This is a genomic window from Paenibacillus sp. CB74 (assembly GCF_055687625.1).
The window spans coordinates 6,656,070-6,676,131 of record NZ_CM146009.1 but is presented as its reverse complement, the minus strand read 5'-3'; the positions used below and the strand labels follow the sequence as shown (position 1 = coordinate 6,676,131).

Genomic DNA, 20,062 nt, shown 5'->3' with positions numbered 1-20,062 from the left:
CACCCCTTTCGTCAGATTCTATTCTTCGGAGCGTGGCGTTTTGTCTTTACTCCACTTGGGTGCTCCCTTGTTTTTACGATCCTGATCTCGCTCCGTGCGTCCTGTATTGCCAGCAGGTTTGCTGCCCGATGGACGCGAATTGGAAATCGTAGCTCGGGTACCGCCATTGCGGCTGCCCTGACCTGGTTTACGATCTCTGGATTGTCCTGGTTTTCTGGAGAACGAATGTCCCTCCGGGCGCGTATCCGGACGCGGATCAGCCTCCAATACTTTACCGCCGAAGAGTACACGTTCTGACAGTTCGATTCCAAGCTCGCGAGCGAATTTGCGCATAATGAAAATCTGAGTTTCATCCACAATGGAGAGTACAATACCCGAACGTCCCATTCGGCCTGTACGACCTGCGCGGTGAACATAATGCTCCGAATCAAAGGCAGGGTCATAGTTAATGACCATTGGCAATCCTTCGATATCCAGTCCTCTGGCAGCAACTTCGCTGGCGATCAACAATTGCAGTTTTCCATTACGGAAGGCAGACAATACATTACTTCGGGTCACTTTGTCAGCATCCCCATACAGTGCAGCAGCGGACAAGCCCAGATGATTCATTTTTGCTTCCACTTCACCAATATCTTCGGTTGCATTCACAAATACGATTGCGCGATCCGGATTATACTGTCTAACCAGACGACGCAGCATGTCGATTTTGTTACGGTTTTCTTCTACAAAATAATAATGCTCAAGGCCCGCAGCCGTAGCGCGATCCGGTTCGATTCCGATCTGAACAGGCTCTTTCATCTCACGCTTTGCGAGTCCAGCCGTATGCTCATCAATCGTTGCGGAAAGGAAGATCAACTGACGGTCCCGCAATGCGCTCTTGAGTACAAAGTTTACGTCACTTACGCCGCCAAGTTGGAACACTTGGTCCGCTTCATCGATAACAATCGTAGAGACGTTGTGCATTTTCAGTTTTTTGAGTGTAATCAATTCCTTCAGTCGTCCCGGTGTGCCCACAACCAATTGTGGATGCTCACGCAGCTTCTCGATCTGACGTTTTGCCGCCGCGCCACCAATCAGACCCAATACACCAATTTTGCGTTCTTCCCCGTAGCGCTGTGCCTCACGTACAATCTGCATCGCCAGCTCTTGTGTAGGTGCAATAACGAGTTTCTGCGTACCTTTGACATCCATTTTGATGGATTGTAGCATTGGCAGGAGATATGCCAGCGTTTTCCCTGTTCCCGTCTGGGATTTGGATACAACATCCCGGCCTTCCAGAATAACTGGTATGGTCTGAGCCTGTACAGGTGAAGGTTCGTTAATGCCATGTTTCGCCAAAACGGCCTCCAGATCCTGTTCCACGCCAATTGAAGCAAATGTTTGATTCGTCATGTATGTCCATCCTTTTAAATTATTCATTTTGATGTTATATAAGTTCAACTAATCATTATTTACACTGACACTTCGAGGACAGATCAACCTTCCGATCACTGTTATCCCCAGATTTTTTTGATTCCTTTTTTAAAAGGAAAAATCCGTTGATAAAGGTGAAGCATAAGCTTCCGATGCAGCTTTCTTTCAGAAAGCTTTTAGCTTCGCTTCTTCAGGTTATTTCTGTCCTCTCCGTTATTGTGTAAATGTTAGTTGAACATATAAGCTGCTTGTACGGATATAACCGAAGCCTGTCATCACATTACCTTTCATTATATGCGAAAAAAGCCCGTGTACCAAATCTTATTCCAGGATTGTATGTAAACACGCCAAAAAAAAGAAAAGCCCCTCGGCGGAGCCTTTCTCTCATCCCGTATATGATGCCTCGTATCACATTTACTTCTGATTCATTACACCGTGCGACAATCGATCTGCAAGACGAGGAAATAGCTGGTACAGCCATATGCCAGCAGAAGCAAGTCTTGGCAGATTCACTTCTTCCTTGCGCTTTTTCATTGCCCGAATCATATGACCCGCAACATCTTCCGGTTTCAACATCATCCAACGTACATTATTCACATAGTTGCCAGATGGGTCAGCCCGTTGGAAGAATGGTGTATCAATCGGACCTGGATTAATCGTTGTCACCATGACGCCAGTCTTGCGAAGCTCTTGACGAAGCGCATTACTAAATCCGAGTACAGCATGTTTCGTTGCTGTATAGGAAGCGGATTTGGCTGTACCGATTTTGCCAGCCATCGAGGCCACGTTCACAATCTGACCTTTGCCCCGTTCCAGCATTTGTGGAAGCACTGCTTTGGTGCAGCGGACAATGCCCATGTAATTCACGTCCATCATCTCATTGAATTCCTGTACAGACATCTCCGTCATTGCCGCGAATTTCCCGTAACCAGCGTTGTTCAACAAAATGTCGATTCGTCCGTATTTATGCAATATTGCCTCTACAGCTGCCTGAACCTGCTCACTATCCGTAACATCAAGTGTGAGTAATTCATGCGGCCCTTTCAGCGAAGCACCAATCTCTTCCAGCTTGTCCCGCGAACGGGCAGCCAGAATCGGGATGGCTCCTTCTTCTATCAGCATCTGCGCACACAGCGCACCGATACCACTCGATGCACCTGTAATAAACACTACCTGGTCTTTCAGCATACCCGATGTCCTCCCGTATTAAACACATATTGCCTCTTGAGGCATATGGCTCTATTCTACGAGATCATGACCTGAATATCCATCTCACCAATGCCATCCATCAGCAAAGGAATGCTCAGTGCTTTCGTTGCACTAAATGTGGTCAGATGTTCGGACTTCATCACTTGTGGAGGTGTAATATCAACTACAACACCCTGGTTCGACAGGATGGTGCTGGCATTACCACTGATCATATTACCCAGTTCCGAAATTGCACTTTTGCTCATTTCATCCATCTCTGTAATGACAAAACCGCCCATCATTGCAGATACAATTTTCAATGCAACTTGTTCATTGATTCCAAATACTATGTTTCCGCTAAGTTGTCCAGTCATTCCAATCACGATCCAGACATGGTCTGCAATGAACTCTACATTTTTCACGCCAAGACTCCCGGTGGAAGGCGAAACCTGGATGAGCTGTTCGAATACGTTCCGTGCCGATTCCAGGAAAGGATTAATCACTTCCGCTTTCACTGTCTATGTCCCCCTCACACTGGGTTATTGGTCACACACCAAAAGTCCCATATTCATTAAATTTATTATACTTTATCACGTACAAGAATTCATTAAGAATTCGTTAAATCATGTGTACTATAATTTATCGTCATCCGTGGGGCAAATGTTTATAGCTGATTCTAGCGAATAAACGGAGCTTTTCACTTCTTTTGAAGAAAGCATTTCGATCATCGTGCGTGGTAAAAGGCATTTAGGACTTTATTACTGCTTTTTCATAACTGTTAAAAAAATCAAATTCTTGTATTCACGTTTTTTTCACAGTCTCTTGAACTACTTTTACTCCCGATAATTCCCTTCATTGCTCTGCTGTCCTGAATCACCTATAATTTAAGATAACGGAACAATAACCAGTTACGGGATTTCATCACACCACATCTACATATCGAAGATACTTTTCCTGCAAGGAGGCCACCTATGAACATAAGCCAACTGGAGACACTAATTACCATTTCCAAAACGATGAGCTTCCGCAAAGCGGGTGAACTTCTCAACTTGACTCAGCCTGCCGTCTCAGCCCAGATCAAAAGCCTCGAAGACGAATTCAGCACCGTTCTTGTGGATCGTAACCAACCCGTTACCCTCACAGACCGTGGACAGGTATTTCTGGAACATGCTGAACGGATGCTCGACATCGTTGATGAGTTGAAACAAAAATTATCCGATCTCGATGAAACGCCTCAGGGACGGATTGTGTTAGGCACAACGACTTCCATTGCTATTCAGATCTTGCCAAGGGTGTTATCCTATTTCCAAGATCAATTCCCGCTCATCAAAACCAGTATTCAATCCCTTCCTTCATCACAGATCTATACCCAGGTCGAAAATGGTCTGGTTGATATTGGTATCGGTTATCTCACGGAGCGTAATCCCAACCTGAATACGTCTGTGCTGTACTATGACACATTTGAACTCGTGGTATCTCCTTCCCACCCGCTGGCGAAGAAAAAACATGCTGCAGTGGATGTACTCCGGAGCACTCCATTGATTCTGCTGTCTCCTGATACCGTAGGGCGACGATTTACGGAAACCATTTTCAAGAAACATAATATTGAACCCAATATTGTAATGGAGTTGTCCAGCAGCGAAGAAGTGAAACGGATGGTCGAAATTGATCTCGGGGCAGCTGTCATCTCCAAACAATCGGTTGCGCATGAGTTGCGTCAAGGTACATTGCGAATGATACCCTTAAGTGAGCTGGAGGTCAGTCATCCTGTTGGTGTCATCTATAAATCCAGCCGGTACCTCAACTCCGCGATGCAGCAATTCATAAGTGACCTCAAAGGCATGCCGGAAACCCAATTCATCAGTTCAGAATGACAATGAGCCATGAGAAAGGAAGGATTCCATATGAAATTTGATCTTCATACCCATCATTTTCGTTGTGGTCACGCAGACGGCAACATCCGCGATTATATAGAGGCAGGTATTAAGGCAGGGCTTCAGGCCATCGGGATCTCGGATCATACGCCATACTTTGGCAGTGAGCTTGAGCAGGCATTTCCACGGATCGCAATGGGCAAGTCTGAATTGCAGCATTATGTGAAAGAAGTCCTTGCTCTGAAAGAAGAGTACGCTGGTAAAATCGATGTGTTACTCGGCATTGAATCGGATTACTTCCCTGTTCATGCAGAATTGTACCGTACCACACTGGGACAGTATCCTTTTGACTATATTATTGGTTCCGTTCATCATACCGAGGATGTAAGCATCTTCAACAAAACGCGGTGGAACGGACTGAGCGATGCTCGCAAAGTTGAAGTGAAAGAAAGCTATTATTCATTAATCCGGCAATCGGCACGCAGCGGCATGTTCCAGATTCTTGGACACATTGACGCGATGAAAGGAAATTATCCACCGTTCTCCGAAATTATCGCGGATCAGGCCATTGATGGAACGTTGCAGGTCATTGCAGAATCCAATGTAGCGATCGAAATTAACACATCTGGCAAAACCAAACTCAGCGGTGGCTGGTACCCTTCAGATGCCATTCTGGAACGCGCCCATCATTATGGGGTGAAGGTGACTTTTGGATCGGACGCTCATAAACCACAGCGGGTTGCAGATGAGCTGGATGATGTTCGTACACGTCTGCTGGAGATCGGATTCACTGAATGGGTGTATTTTAAGCAGAAACAGATGCAGGTTGTATCACTGTAAAAAATATAGAACCACAGGTAACCCCCACAGCGCGCTTGTTTACGCCGTGGGGGTTTTGTATTGCCCTATATAAGGAAATATAATTAAATTTTACACGATAACGAAGAGGACTGATTAACGTGAAGAAGCGAAGCGGTCGCCTAAAAGCTTTCTGAAAGAAATCTGCATTGGAAGCATACGCTATCAACAGATTTACCCTTTTCAAAAGGAAATCAAAAAATCTGGGGATAACAGTGATCGGAAAGTTATTCTGTCATCGGAGTAGCCAGTGTAATTACCCCATAGTTAACTTATATGGACAAAAAAAATGAACCCGCTCGCGCGGGTCCCAACAGCATTATCTATTATCAAAAAGGGGGTCATGAGATAAGTTTACCCCCTGTCTGTTAGAGTTCAATTGCAGCTATATTTCAATTGTGTAACAAATGATTGAAGTTCGATTCATCCACGTTCTACTACTCTTAATCTATGTCATTGCGGCTTGTCAGATACCAGTGTGTGCAAGTCTTTCTCCTGAAGCGGACGTACGTATTGTTCCCGATACATGCTATACACTTTAACATCCATCAGAGATTCTGATCCTTCGTCATCCTCATCATGCAATCCAAATGAGGGAAGACTCCGTTCGTAAGTCATTCCTATTTTGCTTAGCACCCGTTGTGACGAAACATTGGCCTCATAACAACGTGCCTCCACCCTCCACAGATGAAGATCGTCAAATCCAAACTGCAGCAGCCGTTGTACCGCCTCGGTAGCCACACCTCTGCCCCAACAGGACCTGTTCAGGATATAACCAATCTGTGCGGTACCATTCTGATCATTCCAGTGCTGGAAAGAGGTAATCCCAATGACCTGTTCCTTACCTCTCCAGCAGATCCCATAATGTAACGAATCCAGCTTGGCACTGCTGCTTCGTATCTGGTTCAATAACCGTCTCGCCCTGATCGGTGTGGGCTGGCTTCCCCGATTCACATATCGTATGACTTGAGGATCGGAAAAAAGTTCCGATAATGTGCTGTAATCACTTTGACGCAATGCTCGCAGGACAAGACGCTCTGTCCACAAAGCCGGCAGACCTTGAACCAGCATTTTTCGGGTAAGCATGACAATCGCTCCTTTTGCCTAACGGGCTTGAGTCCGGTAAGACAAGCATGCTCTGAAGGTGATCCGGCGTAATATCATATAAACTAGTCCACGAACTTTAGTATTCGCATTATAGTATTAACATATTGCATCATTCAATTCCTAACGCTAAAGAGCCTAGGTGTTGACTACTCCTGCAACCCGCGGTAGATGCCCGTACGAATCTCACGGATATAGAAATCCAGTGCCGGAACATTCGCGGACTGCGCAATCTGTACTTCTCGCTCAATATCATAAGGTACCCGCACAAATTGAACATTGAACGGGGTATTGCTATCGTTGCTCTCTTCACCCTCCAGAATACAGTAGGAAGCCTGGGGAAGATCGAGCGGATTACCGACACTGCCTGCATTAAACAGTAATTTTCCATTCATATACTGCAAATATGCATTATGCACATCCCCATAACCTACAACATCTGCAACACCTTGCACAGACTCATCAGTCGGAGAATCAAACATCGCCAATCTCTTTTCCATTGCGTCCCAAGGCTGCACACGATGGTACACACTTTGAGGTGATGCGTGGACCAAACGGATGGTGCGACCGCTCAGTTGAAATTGATGACTGAAGGACAGGCTCGCCAAATACGCCAATCGTTCCTCACCCAACCGTTCTGCTTGCCACGTAAAGTTCTCGTTGTCCTGGTTAACCGCAACCAGTTCATCCCAGTTACCGCGGATGACAATTTCACACGCCGCTCTAATCCCATCCACAACCTGCACCGGTTCTGGTCCCTTGCCCACGAGGTCACCAAGACAAAAGATTCGCTTTACGCCGCGACTTTTGATATCTTCCAGCACTGCTTCCCAGGCAGTCATGTTGCCATGAATGTCGGATACAATCGCAATTCGTTCCATCTGGATAACCTCCATTCATGTTGAATCGTTCACTGTTGTACGTTTACACTTGCCACTCCGATGACAGAATAACCTTCCGATCGCTGTTATCCCCAGATTTTTTGATTCCCTACTTCAAAGGGAAAATCCCGAGATAGCTTATGCTTCCGATGTAGCTTTCTTTCAGAAAGCTTTTAGGCGAACACTTCGCTTCTTCACGTTATTTCTGTCCTCTCTGTTCTCATGTAAAAAGTTTAGTTGAACTAATATGATCTCATATTCCTTTTATGTGGTTAATCCTTTAAGCTCAAAAACTGTTAATTCCGGTCTGCACAAAAAACGAATGGGCAGTTGGGTCATGCCAAAACCACGATTCACATACACGGGCATCTGTGTCTGAGTGGAGTAATATACCCCCTGGACATTCGTGTAATACAGCCCCTGAACATACTTGTGTGAACCTCGGGGAGTTGTCAGTGCCCCTACCCATGGAAATCGTACCTGTCCACCATGGCTATGACCGGAAAGCTGCAATCCGAAACCATAGGGCGTGGCAATGTCGGCATAATCCGGTTCATGCATAAGCAGCAATTTCCACACATCTTGATTCAATCCCTTGATGGCTTGGGCAGGATCAGGCCTGCCTGTAAGTGCGTCATCCAAACCAGCTATGGCCAGACGTTCGCCCCCTTGTTCAATCACCACATGTTCGTTCCTTAACAACTTGAACCCTGCTTCATGGAACATGGCAGCCACTTCATTCTGCTGTCCGCCCCGATAATCATGATTCCCCAAAACAGCAAATTTGCCATACTTGGCTTGCATGGAGGCGAGTACCGGAATACATTCACGCATCGGCTCTGATTCCCTCTCGACTATGTCTCCGGTAAAACAAATCAAGTCCGGTTGCTGCTCCTCAATCGTTGCCGCCAGCTTTCTCATCTCTTTCACTCCGGTATGAAAACCAAGATGGGCATCACTGAACTGAACTACACGCAATCCGTCAAACGCCTTTGGGAACTTCGGAAGTTTCAGTTCCACTTGCTTGATTTCCAGACGACGTGGCTCCCAAAGCCAGGCATAACCCCCGGTGAGCAAGCTCGCACCCGCCGTCATCAAAATCATGCGCAATAAGAAACTTCGGCGAGAGGGATCATGATCCTTTTCCTCTCCAGGAAATACAGACTCTTCTGAACCTGGTGACTTGTACGTGCGCTGGGACGACGAGTTTTTGCTACCCTGACGCGGTGTCTCTGCCATATCTCCCCCTCCTTCTACGCTCCATATCCATCCCCTTAGTATATCATATTCTTCATGGGTAGCCCGGTTCCTCTGCTTCAGCACAAAAAGAAGCCGGGATCTCCGGCATGTTGCTGCACGGGATCACGACTTCTACTATGTTGCAGATTACACTTCTGCACCTGTTATGACGAGATTATACACCCAACCAGCGTTTGAACATATGCTTGGTTGTTTGTTTGTTCATTTCCGCAATGGAGGTTGTCAATGGAATGCCTTTTGGACAGGATTGCACGCAGTTCTGTGAGTTACCACAGCCCTCAATGCCTCCGTCTTCCATCAACGCTTCCAGACGATCGTCGGCGTTCATCTCCCCTGTTGGGTGAGCATTGAACAGGCGCACTTGGGACAGTGCTGCTGGACCGATAAAGTCTGTTTTCTCATTAACGTTCGGGCATGCCTCAAGACATACACCACATGTCATGCATTTGGACAGCTCGTATGCCCACTGACGCTTCTTCTCTGGCATCCGTGGACCTGGACCGAGGTCATAGGTACCATCGATTGGAATCCATGCTTTTACGCGTTTCAGGGCGCCAAACATCCGGCTACGGTCAATGACCAGGTCACGAACCACCGGGAAGGTCTTCATCGGTTCGATACGAACGGGCTGTTCGAGCTTGTCGATCAGGGCTGCACATGCTTGACGTGGCTTGCCGTTGATAACCATAGAGCAGGCACCACAGACTTCTTCGAGACAGTTGGAATCCCAGCATACAGGAGCAATGGATTTGCCATCTGTATTGACCGGATTACGCTGAATCTCCATCAGGGCGCTGATCACATTCATGTTAGGACGGTACGGTAGCTCAAATTCTTCGTTGTACGAAGATGACTCCGGGCTGTCTTGACGGGTGATGATAAACTTGACGGTTTTGTTGGCTGTAGCTTGTTCCGCCATATCGTTGTCCCCTCCTCTGGTGACGATGATTGTATTGCTGATGCGCAAAATGGTTTGGTGCACGGGAGACGCTTCGTCAGCGGAACGCCCCTCTGATCGCTGTTATCCCCGGATTTTTTTGATCACCCCTTCACAGGGTTAAAATCCGGTGATAAAGGCGAGCGCTTTGCTTCTTCTGGGCATTTCCGCTTCCTCCGCTACGTCGTGCACTGAGTCACTTTGCTGGAAACTGCACTCCATTCATGCTGGATGGGCAGTATTGAAGTGCTGAAGCATTGCTAGGCGCTTGCTTCTTCTGGGTATTTCCCTCACGTTGATGGCAGTAACTTTGAAGAAGCTCTGCTTCTCCAAAGTTCTCCTGCCTTCTGTTCAGGTGTTTAACATTTAACCATATAAATAAATCCGTGATATTTAATCCTTGGAGTAATCCCGGATACGTGGTGGGATCAGGGATACGTCTACTGGCTCGTACGAGATTTTCGGGCCTTCCTTCGACCAGCTTGCGATGGTCGTTTTCAGGAACTCTTCGTCATTACGTTCCGTGAATTCCGGTTTGTAATGCGCGCCGCGGCTTTCGTTACGGAGCAGAGCGCCGAGAGTCATTGCTTCTGCCAGTTCAATCATGTTCCACAATTGACGGGTAAACGCTGCACCCGGATTGTTCCAACCGGAGCTATCGTACATGTTGATTTTGCCATAACGCTCTTTCAATTCCTTGATCTTGCCAATCGTGGCTTCAAGCTTGTCGTTGTAGCGTACAACCGTCATGTTGGCTGTCATCCACTCGCCAAGCTCTTTATGAATAACATAGGCATTTTCTGTACCCTGCATTTTCATGATGCCTTCGTATTTATCGCTTTGTTGTTTGGTGTGTTTCTCAAATACGGAAGAAGGGATATCCGCGGACGATTTTTTGAGTCCTTTGATATATTCAGCCGCTTTTGGTCCAGCCACCATACCACCATAGATCGCGGATACCAATGAGTTGGCACCCAGACGGTTTGCACCATGGTATTGATATTCACATTCACCAGCTGCGAACAGCCCTGGAATGTTGGTCATTTGGTTGTAATCTACCCACATGCCGCCCATGGAATAATGGACTGCCGGGAAGATTTTCATTGGGATTTTACGCGGGTCATCGCCCATGAACTTCTCATAGATCTCAATGATTCCGCCCAGTTTAACGTCCAGTTCCTTCGGATCTTTATGAGACAAGTCGAGATAAACCATGTTCTCGCCGTTCACGCCCAGCCCCATATCCACGCAGACGCTGAAGATCTCACGTGTTGCAATATCACGCGGAACCAGGTTTCCGTAGGAAGGATACTTTTCTTCGAGGAAGTACCAAGGCTTGCCGTCTTTGTACGTCCAGATCCGTCCACCTTCACCACGCGCGGATTCGGACATGAGACGCAGCTTGTCATCCCCTGGAATGGCTGTTGGGTGAATCTGAATGAACTCCCCGTTAGCGTAATTTACACCTTGCTGATACACCGCACTTGCCGCTGTACCTGTGTTAATGACTGAGTTAGTCGTTTTACCGAAGATGATACCCGGACCACCACTCGCCAGAATAACCGCTTCTGCCGGGAAGGTCTGTACCTTCATCGTTTTCAGATCCTGAGCTACAATCCCGCGACATACGCCTTCATCATCCAAAACCGCCTGCAGGAACTCCCAGTTCTCATATTTCGTAACCAGGCCCGCTGCTTCCCAGCGACGTACCTGCTCGTCTAATGCATAGAGCAATTGTTGTCCTGTTGTCGCTCCGGCAAATGCCGTACGGTGATGCTTCGTGCCCCCGAAACGACGGAAATCAAGCAAACCTTCCGGTGTCCGGTTGAACATTACGCCCATACGGTCCATCAGGTGAATGATACCAGGTGCTGCTTCGCACATCGCTTTAACCGGAGGTTGGTTCGCAAGGAAGTCACCGCCGTATACCGTATCGTCAAAGTGTACCCATGGGGAGTCACCCTCACCCTTGGTATTTACCGCTCCGTTAATGCCGCCTTGTGCGCATACAGAGTGGGATCGTTTAACAGGAACCAGTGAAAATAAATGAACATGGACTCCGGCTTCAGCCGATTTGATCGCCGCCATCAAGCCCGCGAGACCGCCGCCCACAATAATTACATTCGTTGATGCCATTGATGTTCACTCCCTTATAAGTCAGCATTTAACTCGATAAATGCTTAGATTAGAACTGTTTTTACTACGTCAACCATTGAAGTTACTGCTTGGAAATCCATGCTCCGGAAAGCGAACAAGGAAGCAATAAACATAATGGAGATAATACCGAACAAGCTCATGCATACATAAGAGGACACACGTTGCGCACGCGGACCCACGGTAATTCCCCAGCTAACAAGAAACGACCACAGACCGTTGGCAAAGTGGTAGGATGCCGCAACTACACTGATCAGATATAGAATAAATGTTACCGGGTTCATCACGATATCGTGAATAACACCGCCTAGCTGTTCGTGGGTGACTGTACCCAACGCAACCTGCACCCGCGTCTCCCATACATGCCAGATAACGAATACAAACGTAATGACACCACTGACACGCTGCAACGTATAACGCCAGTTGCGCTCATTGCCATAACGTCCCACGTTAGGCTTGGCCTGATAAGCAATATACAGACCGTATACACCGTGATAGAACAACGGTAACCAGATAAGGAGCGTTTCCAAAACAATAACCAGTGGCAGACTGTTCAAGAATGCAACAGCACCGTCAAAAGCTTCTTTGCCGCCTTCAACTGCCGAGAAGTTCGTCACCAAATGCTCAACAAAAAACAAACTGAGCGGAATGACGCCAAGCAAGGAGTGCAGCTTTCTGGAGTAAAACCCTTTCATAAAATGTCGATCCCCTTTCGCTAAATACAACGTTTTCATAAATAATTTTACTTATCATGACACGAATCCTTTTCCATGAAAAGGTTCGACAAATTGTTCCGTTTTCCCCAGGTGTGAACAACTTGTGTCACGCTTCATGTTACTCCTTTTTTTCTTATAAGGGAATTGCAATATAATTATTAAATGTTATAACCTATAGGTATAAGTAGTGAAACATTGGGTTTACAGGCCATACAACATGGAAAACGATTAATCAAGGGCAAGAATCACACTCAGGAAAAGAGGTCATTGTTCATGTTCGAGGAGTTAAATGCATTTGCAGCGGTTGTGGAGCAGTCCAGCCTGAACCGTGCATCCAAGTTACTGAACTTGTCCCAACCCGCACTCTCACGCAAAATATCCAAATTGGAGGATGAACTCGGGGTCGCTCTCTTCCACCGCCGCGGCAAACGACTGGAGTTAACCAGTGTGGGCCAGTTCGCCTATACCTTCGCGGTTGAACAGAAGCAGCAGCAACAGAAATTCCTCACCATGCTCGCCCAGTATAAAGACGAAGAACAGAGCACCATTACACTCGGAGCCAGTCTGACGACGCTTCAAACCACGTTGCCACCTCTCGTCAATGCCTTTATGGAGAAACATCCAAATGCCGAACTAAAACTGTTGACGGGAAAAACACATGAGATTGTCTCGTTTGTGCGTGACAAAAAAGCCGATGTGGGCATTGTCGCCTCCTCCATCAGTGAAGTGGGGCTTAACTGTGTGCCGCTCTTTGATGATCACCTGGAACTGGTTGTGCCGCTCACACACCCCCTGTCCGGTAAGGAAGCCGGGATGGAGCACTTGCAGGATCTTCCAATGATCACGTTCTCCAAAGGTACCTGGTATCGCAAATTAACGGACGACCTCTTTCAGCGCTGTGCCGTAATGCCGGATATTCGCATGGAGATTGATTCCTTCGAAGCGATCATCCGACTTCTGCCTTCCGCCAAAGCTGCTGCGCTATTGCCCAAGTCATATCTTCGTCCACAATTGCTCGCGGACAATGATCTTGTTTCTGTTCATTTGCCACAATTACAGCAGACCCGAAGAACAACCTGCATGATCTATGGGGATAAAGAGGGCCTCAGCGAGACCTCCAGACAATGGGTCAAGGAGACGGTTGCACTCTTTACAGCAAAGGCGCCATTGCCCTCACGGAGGACTACGACGCCTTAGCTTTGATCTGAATGAGCCAGGCTCCAACGTCTGGCTTTCATTTTTAACTCATGATGATTATCAGCTCTCCTGGCTAATAACCTCTTCTTCAAATCGGTCGATATCTGCATTATTACCAATAATGACCATGATATCCCCCATCTGAAGCGAGTCTAGTGCTGTCGGAGCAATAATGACTCCGGCTTCTTTCTGTAGCGCCACAATGCTGCAACCAAAGCGTACACGTGCATTCAGGGTTGATAATGTTTTGTTGTGCAGACAGGCGGGAACCTTCATCTCGACAATACTATAATCATTGGATAATTCAATGTAATCCAGCAAGTTCGGGGTAACCAGCTGATGGGCAACACGAATCCCCATATCCCGCTCGGGATAAACCACACGATCAATCCCCAGCTTATCCAGTGCTCTTCCGTGAAGAACGGATATGGCCTTGGCTACGACCGTCTTGACGCCCAGTTCTTTTAACAGGATCGCGGTGAGAATGCTCGTCTGAATATCATCCCCGATAGCTACGATACCACAATCAAAATTGCGAATACCCAGAGAGCGCAACACTTCCTCATCAGTCGCATCGGCTACAACGGCATGGGTAACCAATTCACTCATGTCTTCGACGACTTCTTCATTTTTATCGATACCGAGTACCTCGTAGCCGAGTTCCATTAATTCCTGTGCCAGACTGGAGCCAAAACGCCCAAGCCCAATCACCGCAAACTGCTGTGTTTTCATTGTTCTTCACGAACCCCTTATCCAAATCAAATTCATAACTCACCAAATTTTATCCAATAATCATTTTGCCTTCCGGATACCTGTATAACTCCTTACCCTTTTTCTGCCCAAGTGCATACGCTAATGTAATAGGTCCAAGCCTTCCTGCAAACATCGTAAAACAGATCAGGAGCTTGCCCAGAGTGGTCAGCTTCAGCGTCAGTCCGAGCGATAATCCCACGGTGCCAAAGGCTGAAGTTGTCTCAAATAGGATCATCATAAAACTGGCTTCTTCTGTGGTGCTCAGCACCATTGTTACGGCTATGATGAACAAGAGCGCCAGTAATGTAATGGTAAGTGCCTTGAAAATCCGTTCCTGTACGAGACGATAGCGGAAAAACACGATATCTTCACGTCCACGCATCATCGCGATGACGGCACCAGCCATAATCATAAATGTCGTTGTTTTGATCCCGCCTCCGGTAGAGCCCGGTGATGCCCCAATGAACATCAGGATGATCATAAAGAACTGCGTTGCCTGTCTGAGCCCGGCAATATCTACCGTATTAGCTCCTGCTGTTCGCGGCGTAACGGACTGGAAGAATGAACCGAGAATTTTGCCACCCCAGTTCAGGCCACCCAGTGTCCGCGGATTGCTGAATTCGAATACGAAAATGACAAGTGCACCAAACACAATCAACAATCCAGTCATTAACAGGACAACTTTGGAGTGCAAGGACAGCTTTCGCGTTTTGCGGTAATCCACCAGGTCTGACAGCACTACAAAACCGATACCGCCAGAGACAATCAGGAACATCGCTGTAAAATTCACCAGCGGGTCATATACAAACCCAGTGAAACTGCGAAAATCACCGAACATATCGAATCCGGCATTGTTGAACATAGAGATGGCATGCCAATATCCATAATAGATCGCCTGTCCGACCGGCATGTCAAATGACCAGCGAATCGCAAACAACGTGCCACATATGCCTTCGATAATAAGCGAGTAGATCACAACTTTGCGAATTAGCCGGACAATGCCCTCCATCGTGCTCTGATTCATCGCTTCCTGCAGAATCAGCCGTTCTCTAAGCGAAATCCGCCGTTTGAACGCAATGGCAACCAATGTAGACATCGTCATGAAGCCCAGTCCGCCAATCTGAATCAGGATTGCAATGACAACCTGACCCAGCACTGAGAAATGAGTTCCAGTATCCACCACAACCAAACCCGTGACACAAACGGCCGAAGTTGCTGTAAAGAGCGCATCAATAAACGCAAGACTGTCGCCGCTACGGCTGGATGCCGGAAGCATTAAAAGCAATGTGCCTACCAAAATGATGCCAGCAAACCCTAACACAAGAATACGGGGTGGCGATAATCGCATCCATTGAACATTCAGTTTCACTTGAGTATCTTCCACCTCTTCTGCAATGAAAATAACTCCACACCCGTGGAGCCTTCTTCATCTGAAATGCTGTTGCCAAACGTTAAACATGTATGAATCAGATTAAAACGACATATATAATGAAGTTGGAATATATTCTATTCGTTCCCTTGTTGGGCGAAAGACATGCGAATCGTTGCACATTTGCTTCAAAATTATAAGCGCTGCAGCGTTTGTAGACAAAACGGTTTTTGTGTAAATAGCATCGAATTCAGCCAAAAAGGGAAAAACTCAGATATGACGACGAATGAATCAGATTCTTTCGATCCTTTTCATTCATTTTCAAGGATTTACACCAGTTTTCGTTACATCATTGGCATTCGGTGTATGGCCTGTGCTATGTTAACTTAATATCCATATTAGTGCGTGTTCAAAAAGGACGGTTTTCAGTACCAAGAAGATGGGATGAAGCTAGAAACTTTTTGAACAACCTCTATTAAATAAGGAGGAACAACATTACATGAATCCCTTAGGGCAGCCTTTGCTACTCAAGGCTAACTTCAAGCGTCTGGGGTTGCTTGCGGCGATTGGCCTGATTCTATTTTTTGTATTTCAGATCTTTCCTGCTACCTCATCGCAAACAACCGAAATTTCGTCCACGTCCTTCATAAGCAAGGAGCAGGCGACGCAAGCCGCACGATCATTCGCAGCTTCTGTGGATGACTATACTTTGCCAAATGATGGTGGAAAACCCTTGGTAACCTACCAGACACATTCCGAAATCTACGGGTATATGGCCAAAACCAAACAACTTGATACCTATAACCAGAAATGGGAAACAAGCTATCCTTACGATGTATACCGCGTTCGTTTGCCTGACCAGGACAGAGGCGGTTATCTTCATGTTGACGTACATATGAAAACAGGAAAAGTGGTCGGCTTCAAACGGGAACTGCCTTCTTCCCTCTACACCGCCATTGAGGCGGAGCAGAGCACCGGGAAAGTGACCACATCGCAAGTACTTGCCGAAGGCAATATGTCACTGGACGAGAAAGAACAGCTGGCGGCTGGCGTTCTGACCGAATTCGGTTATGAAGTGCCCACACTTCAACTGGATACTCGCGATGGTGAAGCGGGACTGAAGTATACAGATCCTTCAAAAGTCATTGGAGATTCCAAACTTGAACTGATTTTCACGTTTGAAGATGGTGCCGTACGATCATTCGATCCTGGCTTCTCGGTCCCTGAATCCCATACCGACTATGTAAAAGCTCAAACGCGCCAAGCCAATTGGATGACGTATGGTGGCTATGCATTCCTGACCTTTGTTCTGGGCGTGCTCGCCATCATCTATAGCATTCTGACCCGAGCACATACGTCCTTCAAACGCGGGATCATTCTCTCGCTGGTGTATTTTGCAGCATCGGTTATTGGTACGCTGAACATGATTCCACTCTTTCAGGCACAAGGGCTCTCCAGCTTCATGTTAGCGTTCCTGATGTTATTGCAGACAGGTATTACACTGGTCATGAGTGCAACCATCTATCTGTCCCTCGTTGCCGGTGACGGCATGTGGCGTAAAATAGGTCTGAATCCTTGGCCTCGTGCCAAAGAACCGGGATACGGAAAATATGTACTTCACAGTATGTTTGCCGGTTACCTGTGGGCATTCATTCTGTTGGGTGTTCAATCCATCCTGTTTTTCATTCTGGAGCGAAGCATCGGCACATGGTCAACGACGTCAGCAGATCAATCTACATTTAACATGACCTATGCCTGGCTCTTCCCGATCATGGCATGGATGGCCGGTATTGGTGAAGAAGCCGTCTATCGACTGTTCGGCATTCGCATGATGCAGAAGATTGTGCGTAACACGTTTATTGCCTGTCTGATCCCAACGATCATTTGGGCACTTGGACATACGTTATATCCGATCTACCCGGTCATAACCCGGCCCATTGAGCTGATGGTCATTGGATTGCTGTTCAGTCTGATCATGCTGCGTCACGGCTTCATTGCCGTTGTATTCGCCCATGTGATCTTCGACAGCTTACTGATGGGACTCAGCCTGGTCTTTATGGGAGATGCCCTGAATATGGCTGCCGGACTCTTCTGGATTGTACTCCCGGCCATCGTTGGATATCTTGTCTACAAATTCAATCCAAAACAAAAAGAGAAGCCGTATGTTACGACTCCTCATCCCGAAGTGCTGCAATAATCTGATTTGCCAACTTGTCACCAATAGATAGAGGCCGGAAGTCTTCGACGCTGGCCTCTTTTATTTTGCGCAAAGAGCCAAAATGCTTCAACAGGAGTTTACGCCGCTTCTCTCCGATCCCCGGAATGGCATCCAAACGTGATGTCACCATTGATTTGCCACGCTGTTCCCGGTGGAACGAGATCGCAAAACGGTGGACCTCTTCCTGTATCCGCTGCAACAGGTAGAATTCCTGACTATCCCGAGGCAGGGAGATGACTTCCGGTGGATTACCGATCATCAACTGTGAAGTCTTATGCTTCGCATCCTTCACCAGTCCGCATACCGGAATAAACAGCCCCAGCTCATTTTCCAATATATCGACCGCAGCCGAGATCTGCCCTTTACCACCATCGACCACAATCAGGTCAGGCTGGGTCAGGTTTTCTTTTAATACCCGCTCGTAACGGCGACGAATGACTTCCCGCATGGTTTCATAATCATCCGGTCCTTCAACCGAACGGACCTTGTACTTCCGATATTCCTTCTTATCCGGTTTACCATCGGTAAATACGATCATGGCAGATACCGGGTTTGTACCCTGGATGTTCGAGTTATCAAACGCTTCGATACGGTGAAGCTGATCCAGTCCAATAAAACGTCCCAGTCCTTCAGCAGCTTTGGATGTCCGTTCTTCATTTCGCTCAATCAGGCGGAACTTCTCTTCCAATGCTACACGTGCGTTATCCACAGCCATGGTGATCATCTGGCGTTTCAATCCACGTTGCGGGATGAGCACTTTGACCTCCAACCACTCCTGTAAAGCAGCAGCAACCTGAGTCGGGTCTTCCAGACCTGCTGGGAGCTTTTCAGTTGAAGCGGTTGTATCCGTTGTAAGAGCATCCTCTTGCATACTGTCAGGCTGTTCACCTTCTGACTCCGCGGAACTTCCATAAGCTGCACGGGTCTCAGCAACCAGTGGCTGGTTAGCGGTACTTTGCTCCGCTTGTTGCGCCTGATCAAACTCTACCGTAACTGCGGCAGGCACCGATCCATCAGCATCAGAACTCGTATCCGTACTGTCATCACCGGTCGGCATATCTTTGGGCATTTCCGGCAACAAAATTTCTTGTGGCAATGCCGGATTATCACTGTAATATTGCGTAACGTAGGACATGAAGTCACTATACGCCTCACCGTAAAACGGGAAAGTGGATACGTGACGTTCAATCATTTTACCCTGACGCATATATAGAATCTGGACACACATCCAGCCTTTATCAATGGCAAACCCAAATACATCCCGGTCTCTGGCATCGGCCATCGTAATTTTCTGTTTTTCCATCATCGCATCGATGGCGATCACCTGGTCGCGCAGTTCCTTGGCCCGTTCAAAATAAAGATCCTCCGCGGCCTCCTGCATCTTGCGCTGCAAGTCCTTCTTGATCTCTTCGTGACCACCGCTTAGAAATGAACCAATCTCTTGTGAAATCTGGTCATACTGCTCCTTCTCCACTTCCTTCACACAAGGGGCAAGACATTGTCCCATGTGATAGTACAGGCACACTTCTTTGGGCATTACACCACATTTACGCAGTGGATACATACGATCAAGCAATTTTTTCGTTTGGTGTGCCGCATACGAGTTCGGATAAGGTCCGAAGTATTTGGCTTTATCTTTCAGCACACGCCGGGTTACTTCCAGACGGGGGTGCTTTTCATTCGTAATTTTAAGATACGGGAATGTCTTGTCATCCTTAAGCAACACGTTATAACGCGGCATATGTTTCTTGATCAGGTTACACTCCAGAATGAGTGCTTCCATATTGCTGCCCGTCACGATATATTCGAAATCACGGATTTCGGACACCAGACGCTGAGTCTTTCCGTTATGACTGCCGATAAAATAAGAGCGTACGCGGTTCTTCAGCACTTTGGCCTTACCGACATAGATAATCGTGCCTTCACTGTTCTTCATCAGGTAACAACCTGACATATCTGGCAGCAAAGCGAGCTTGTGGCGAATCTGCTCCAATGCCTTCTCCTGATCCTGCAAATCATTCATGAATTGATCCATAATTCGGTGAATCCTCCTTCCCGAAAAAGCTTAAATCCTCACCTTACAAATAATTCACACAAACGCTACGATAACAGAACAACCTTCCAATCGCTGTTATCCCCA

At 47.1% G+C, this 20,062-nt stretch carries 16 protein-coding genes; 4 read left to right on the top strand and 12 right to left on the bottom strand.

The genetic code is table 11. The features are described from left to right. Positions 1–18: 18 nt before the first annotated feature. From ACX9NY_RS29430 to ACX9NY_RS29420, 3 genes are all read right to left on the bottom strand, one after another. Entirely contained in the window at positions 19–1,392 is a 1,374-nt protein-coding gene (locus ACX9NY_RS29430; RefSeq protein ID WP_339237413.1) for a DEAD/DEAH box helicase, read from the bottom strand. 435 nt (positions 1,393–1,827) lie between these two features. Next, positions 1,828–2,601, bottom strand: coding sequence for an SDR family NAD(P)-dependent oxidoreductase (locus ACX9NY_RS29425; RefSeq protein ID WP_472476523.1), 774 nt, complete (start codon positions 2,599–2,601; stop codon positions 1,828–1,830). Positions 2,602–2,657: 56 nt separating this feature from the next. Next, a complete protein-coding gene (locus tag ACX9NY_RS29420) occupies positions 2,658–3,116 on the bottom strand; it encodes a chemotaxis protein CheX (protein ID WP_062837913.1) in 459 nt (152 codons plus the stop codon). 456 nt (positions 3,117–3,572) lie between these two features. Between ACX9NY_RS29420 and ACX9NY_RS29415 the strand changes: the two genes are divergently transcribed. Next, entirely contained in the window at positions 3,573–4,475 is a 903-nt protein-coding gene (locus tag ACX9NY_RS29415; RefSeq protein ID WP_036605798.1) for a LysR family transcriptional regulator, read from the top strand. 30 nt (positions 4,476–4,505) lie between these two features. Further along, positions 4,506–5,315 carry a histidinol-phosphatase gene (locus ACX9NY_RS29410; protein WP_472476520.1) on the top strand — a complete coding sequence of 270 codons (810 nt, stop codon included), beginning with the start codon at positions 4,506–4,508 and terminating at the stop codon, positions 5,313–5,315. 471 nt (positions 5,316–5,786) lie between these two features. On the opposite strand, the gene ACX9NY_RS29405 is transcribed toward ACX9NY_RS29410, so the two are convergent. The 6 genes from ACX9NY_RS29405 to ACX9NY_RS29380 form a co-directional block, all read right to left on the bottom strand. Continuing rightward, complete coding sequence (locus ACX9NY_RS29405; RefSeq protein WP_339237419.1) at positions 5,787–6,419, bottom strand: GNAT family N-acetyltransferase; 633 nt, start codon at positions 6,417–6,419, stop codon at positions 5,787–5,789. A 167-nt stretch (positions 6,420–6,586) separates the two neighbouring features. Beyond that, positions 6,587–7,318 carry a metallophosphoesterase family protein gene (locus ACX9NY_RS29400; RefSeq protein WP_472476518.1) on the bottom strand — a complete coding sequence of 244 codons (732 nt, stop codon included), beginning with the start codon at positions 7,316–7,318 and terminating at the stop codon, positions 6,587–6,589. 264 nt (positions 7,319–7,582) lie between these two features. Further along, the gene (locus tag ACX9NY_RS29395) at positions 7,583–8,557 is read right to left on the bottom strand and encodes a metallophosphoesterase (protein ID WP_342570980.1); all 975 of its coding nucleotides are present in this window, start codon (positions 8,555–8,557) and stop codon (positions 7,583–7,585) included. A 175-nt stretch (positions 8,558–8,732) separates the two neighbouring features. Further along, on the bottom strand, positions 8,733–9,497 hold the full coding sequence (gene sdhB, locus ACX9NY_RS29390; RefSeq protein ID WP_339237426.1) for a succinate dehydrogenase iron-sulfur subunit: 765 nt from the start codon (positions 9,495–9,497) through the stop codon (positions 8,733–8,735). A 411-nt stretch (positions 9,498–9,908) separates the two neighbouring features. Beyond that, a complete protein-coding gene (sdhA, locus tag ACX9NY_RS29385; RefSeq protein WP_253440597.1) occupies positions 9,909–11,651 on the bottom strand; it encodes a succinate dehydrogenase flavoprotein subunit in 1,743 nt (580 codons plus the stop codon). A 44-nt stretch (positions 11,652–11,695) separates the two neighbouring features. Further along, positions 11,696–12,364 carry a succinate dehydrogenase cytochrome b558 subunit gene (locus tag ACX9NY_RS29380; RefSeq protein WP_315937826.1) on the bottom strand — a complete coding sequence of 223 codons (669 nt, stop codon included), beginning with the start codon at positions 12,362–12,364 and terminating at the stop codon, positions 11,696–11,698. A 294-nt stretch (positions 12,365–12,658) separates the two neighbouring features. On the opposite strand from ACX9NY_RS29380, the gene ACX9NY_RS29375 reads away from it, so the two are divergent. Next, positions 12,659–13,582 carry a LysR family transcriptional regulator gene (locus ACX9NY_RS29375; protein WP_339237432.1) on the top strand — a complete coding sequence of 308 codons (924 nt, stop codon included), beginning with the start codon at positions 12,659–12,661 and terminating at the stop codon, positions 13,580–13,582. Positions 13,583–13,642: 60 nt separating this feature from the next. On the opposite strand, the gene ACX9NY_RS29370 is transcribed toward ACX9NY_RS29375, so the two are convergent. Beyond that, positions 13,643–14,314 (bottom strand): potassium channel family protein, encoded by a 672-nt coding sequence (locus tag ACX9NY_RS29370; protein WP_091020848.1) that lies wholly within the window; start codon positions 14,312–14,314, stop codon positions 13,643–13,645. 49 nt (positions 14,315–14,363) lie between these two features. Continuing rightward, positions 14,364–15,683: a TrkH family potassium uptake protein gene (locus ACX9NY_RS29365; RefSeq protein WP_445252619.1), complete on the bottom strand. Its 1,320-nt coding sequence runs from the start codon at positions 15,681–15,683 to the stop codon at positions 14,364–14,366. 520 nt (positions 15,684–16,203) lie between these two features. On the opposite strand from ACX9NY_RS29365, the gene ACX9NY_RS29360 reads away from it, so the two are divergent. Next, the gene (locus ACX9NY_RS29360; RefSeq protein ID WP_342570981.1) at positions 16,204–17,901 is read left to right on the top strand and encodes a CPBP family intramembrane glutamic endopeptidase; all 1,698 of its coding nucleotides are present in this window, start codon (positions 16,204–16,206) and stop codon (positions 17,899–17,901) included. On the opposite strand, the gene uvrC is transcribed toward ACX9NY_RS29360, so the two are convergent. Beyond that, complete coding sequence (gene uvrC / locus ACX9NY_RS29355) at positions 17,870–19,957, bottom strand: excinuclease ABC subunit UvrC (RefSeq protein ID WP_339237441.1); 2,088 nt, start codon at positions 19,955–19,957, stop codon at positions 17,870–17,872. The genes ACX9NY_RS29360 and uvrC overlap by 32 nt on opposite strands. Positions 19,958–20,062: the final 105 nt, after the last annotated feature.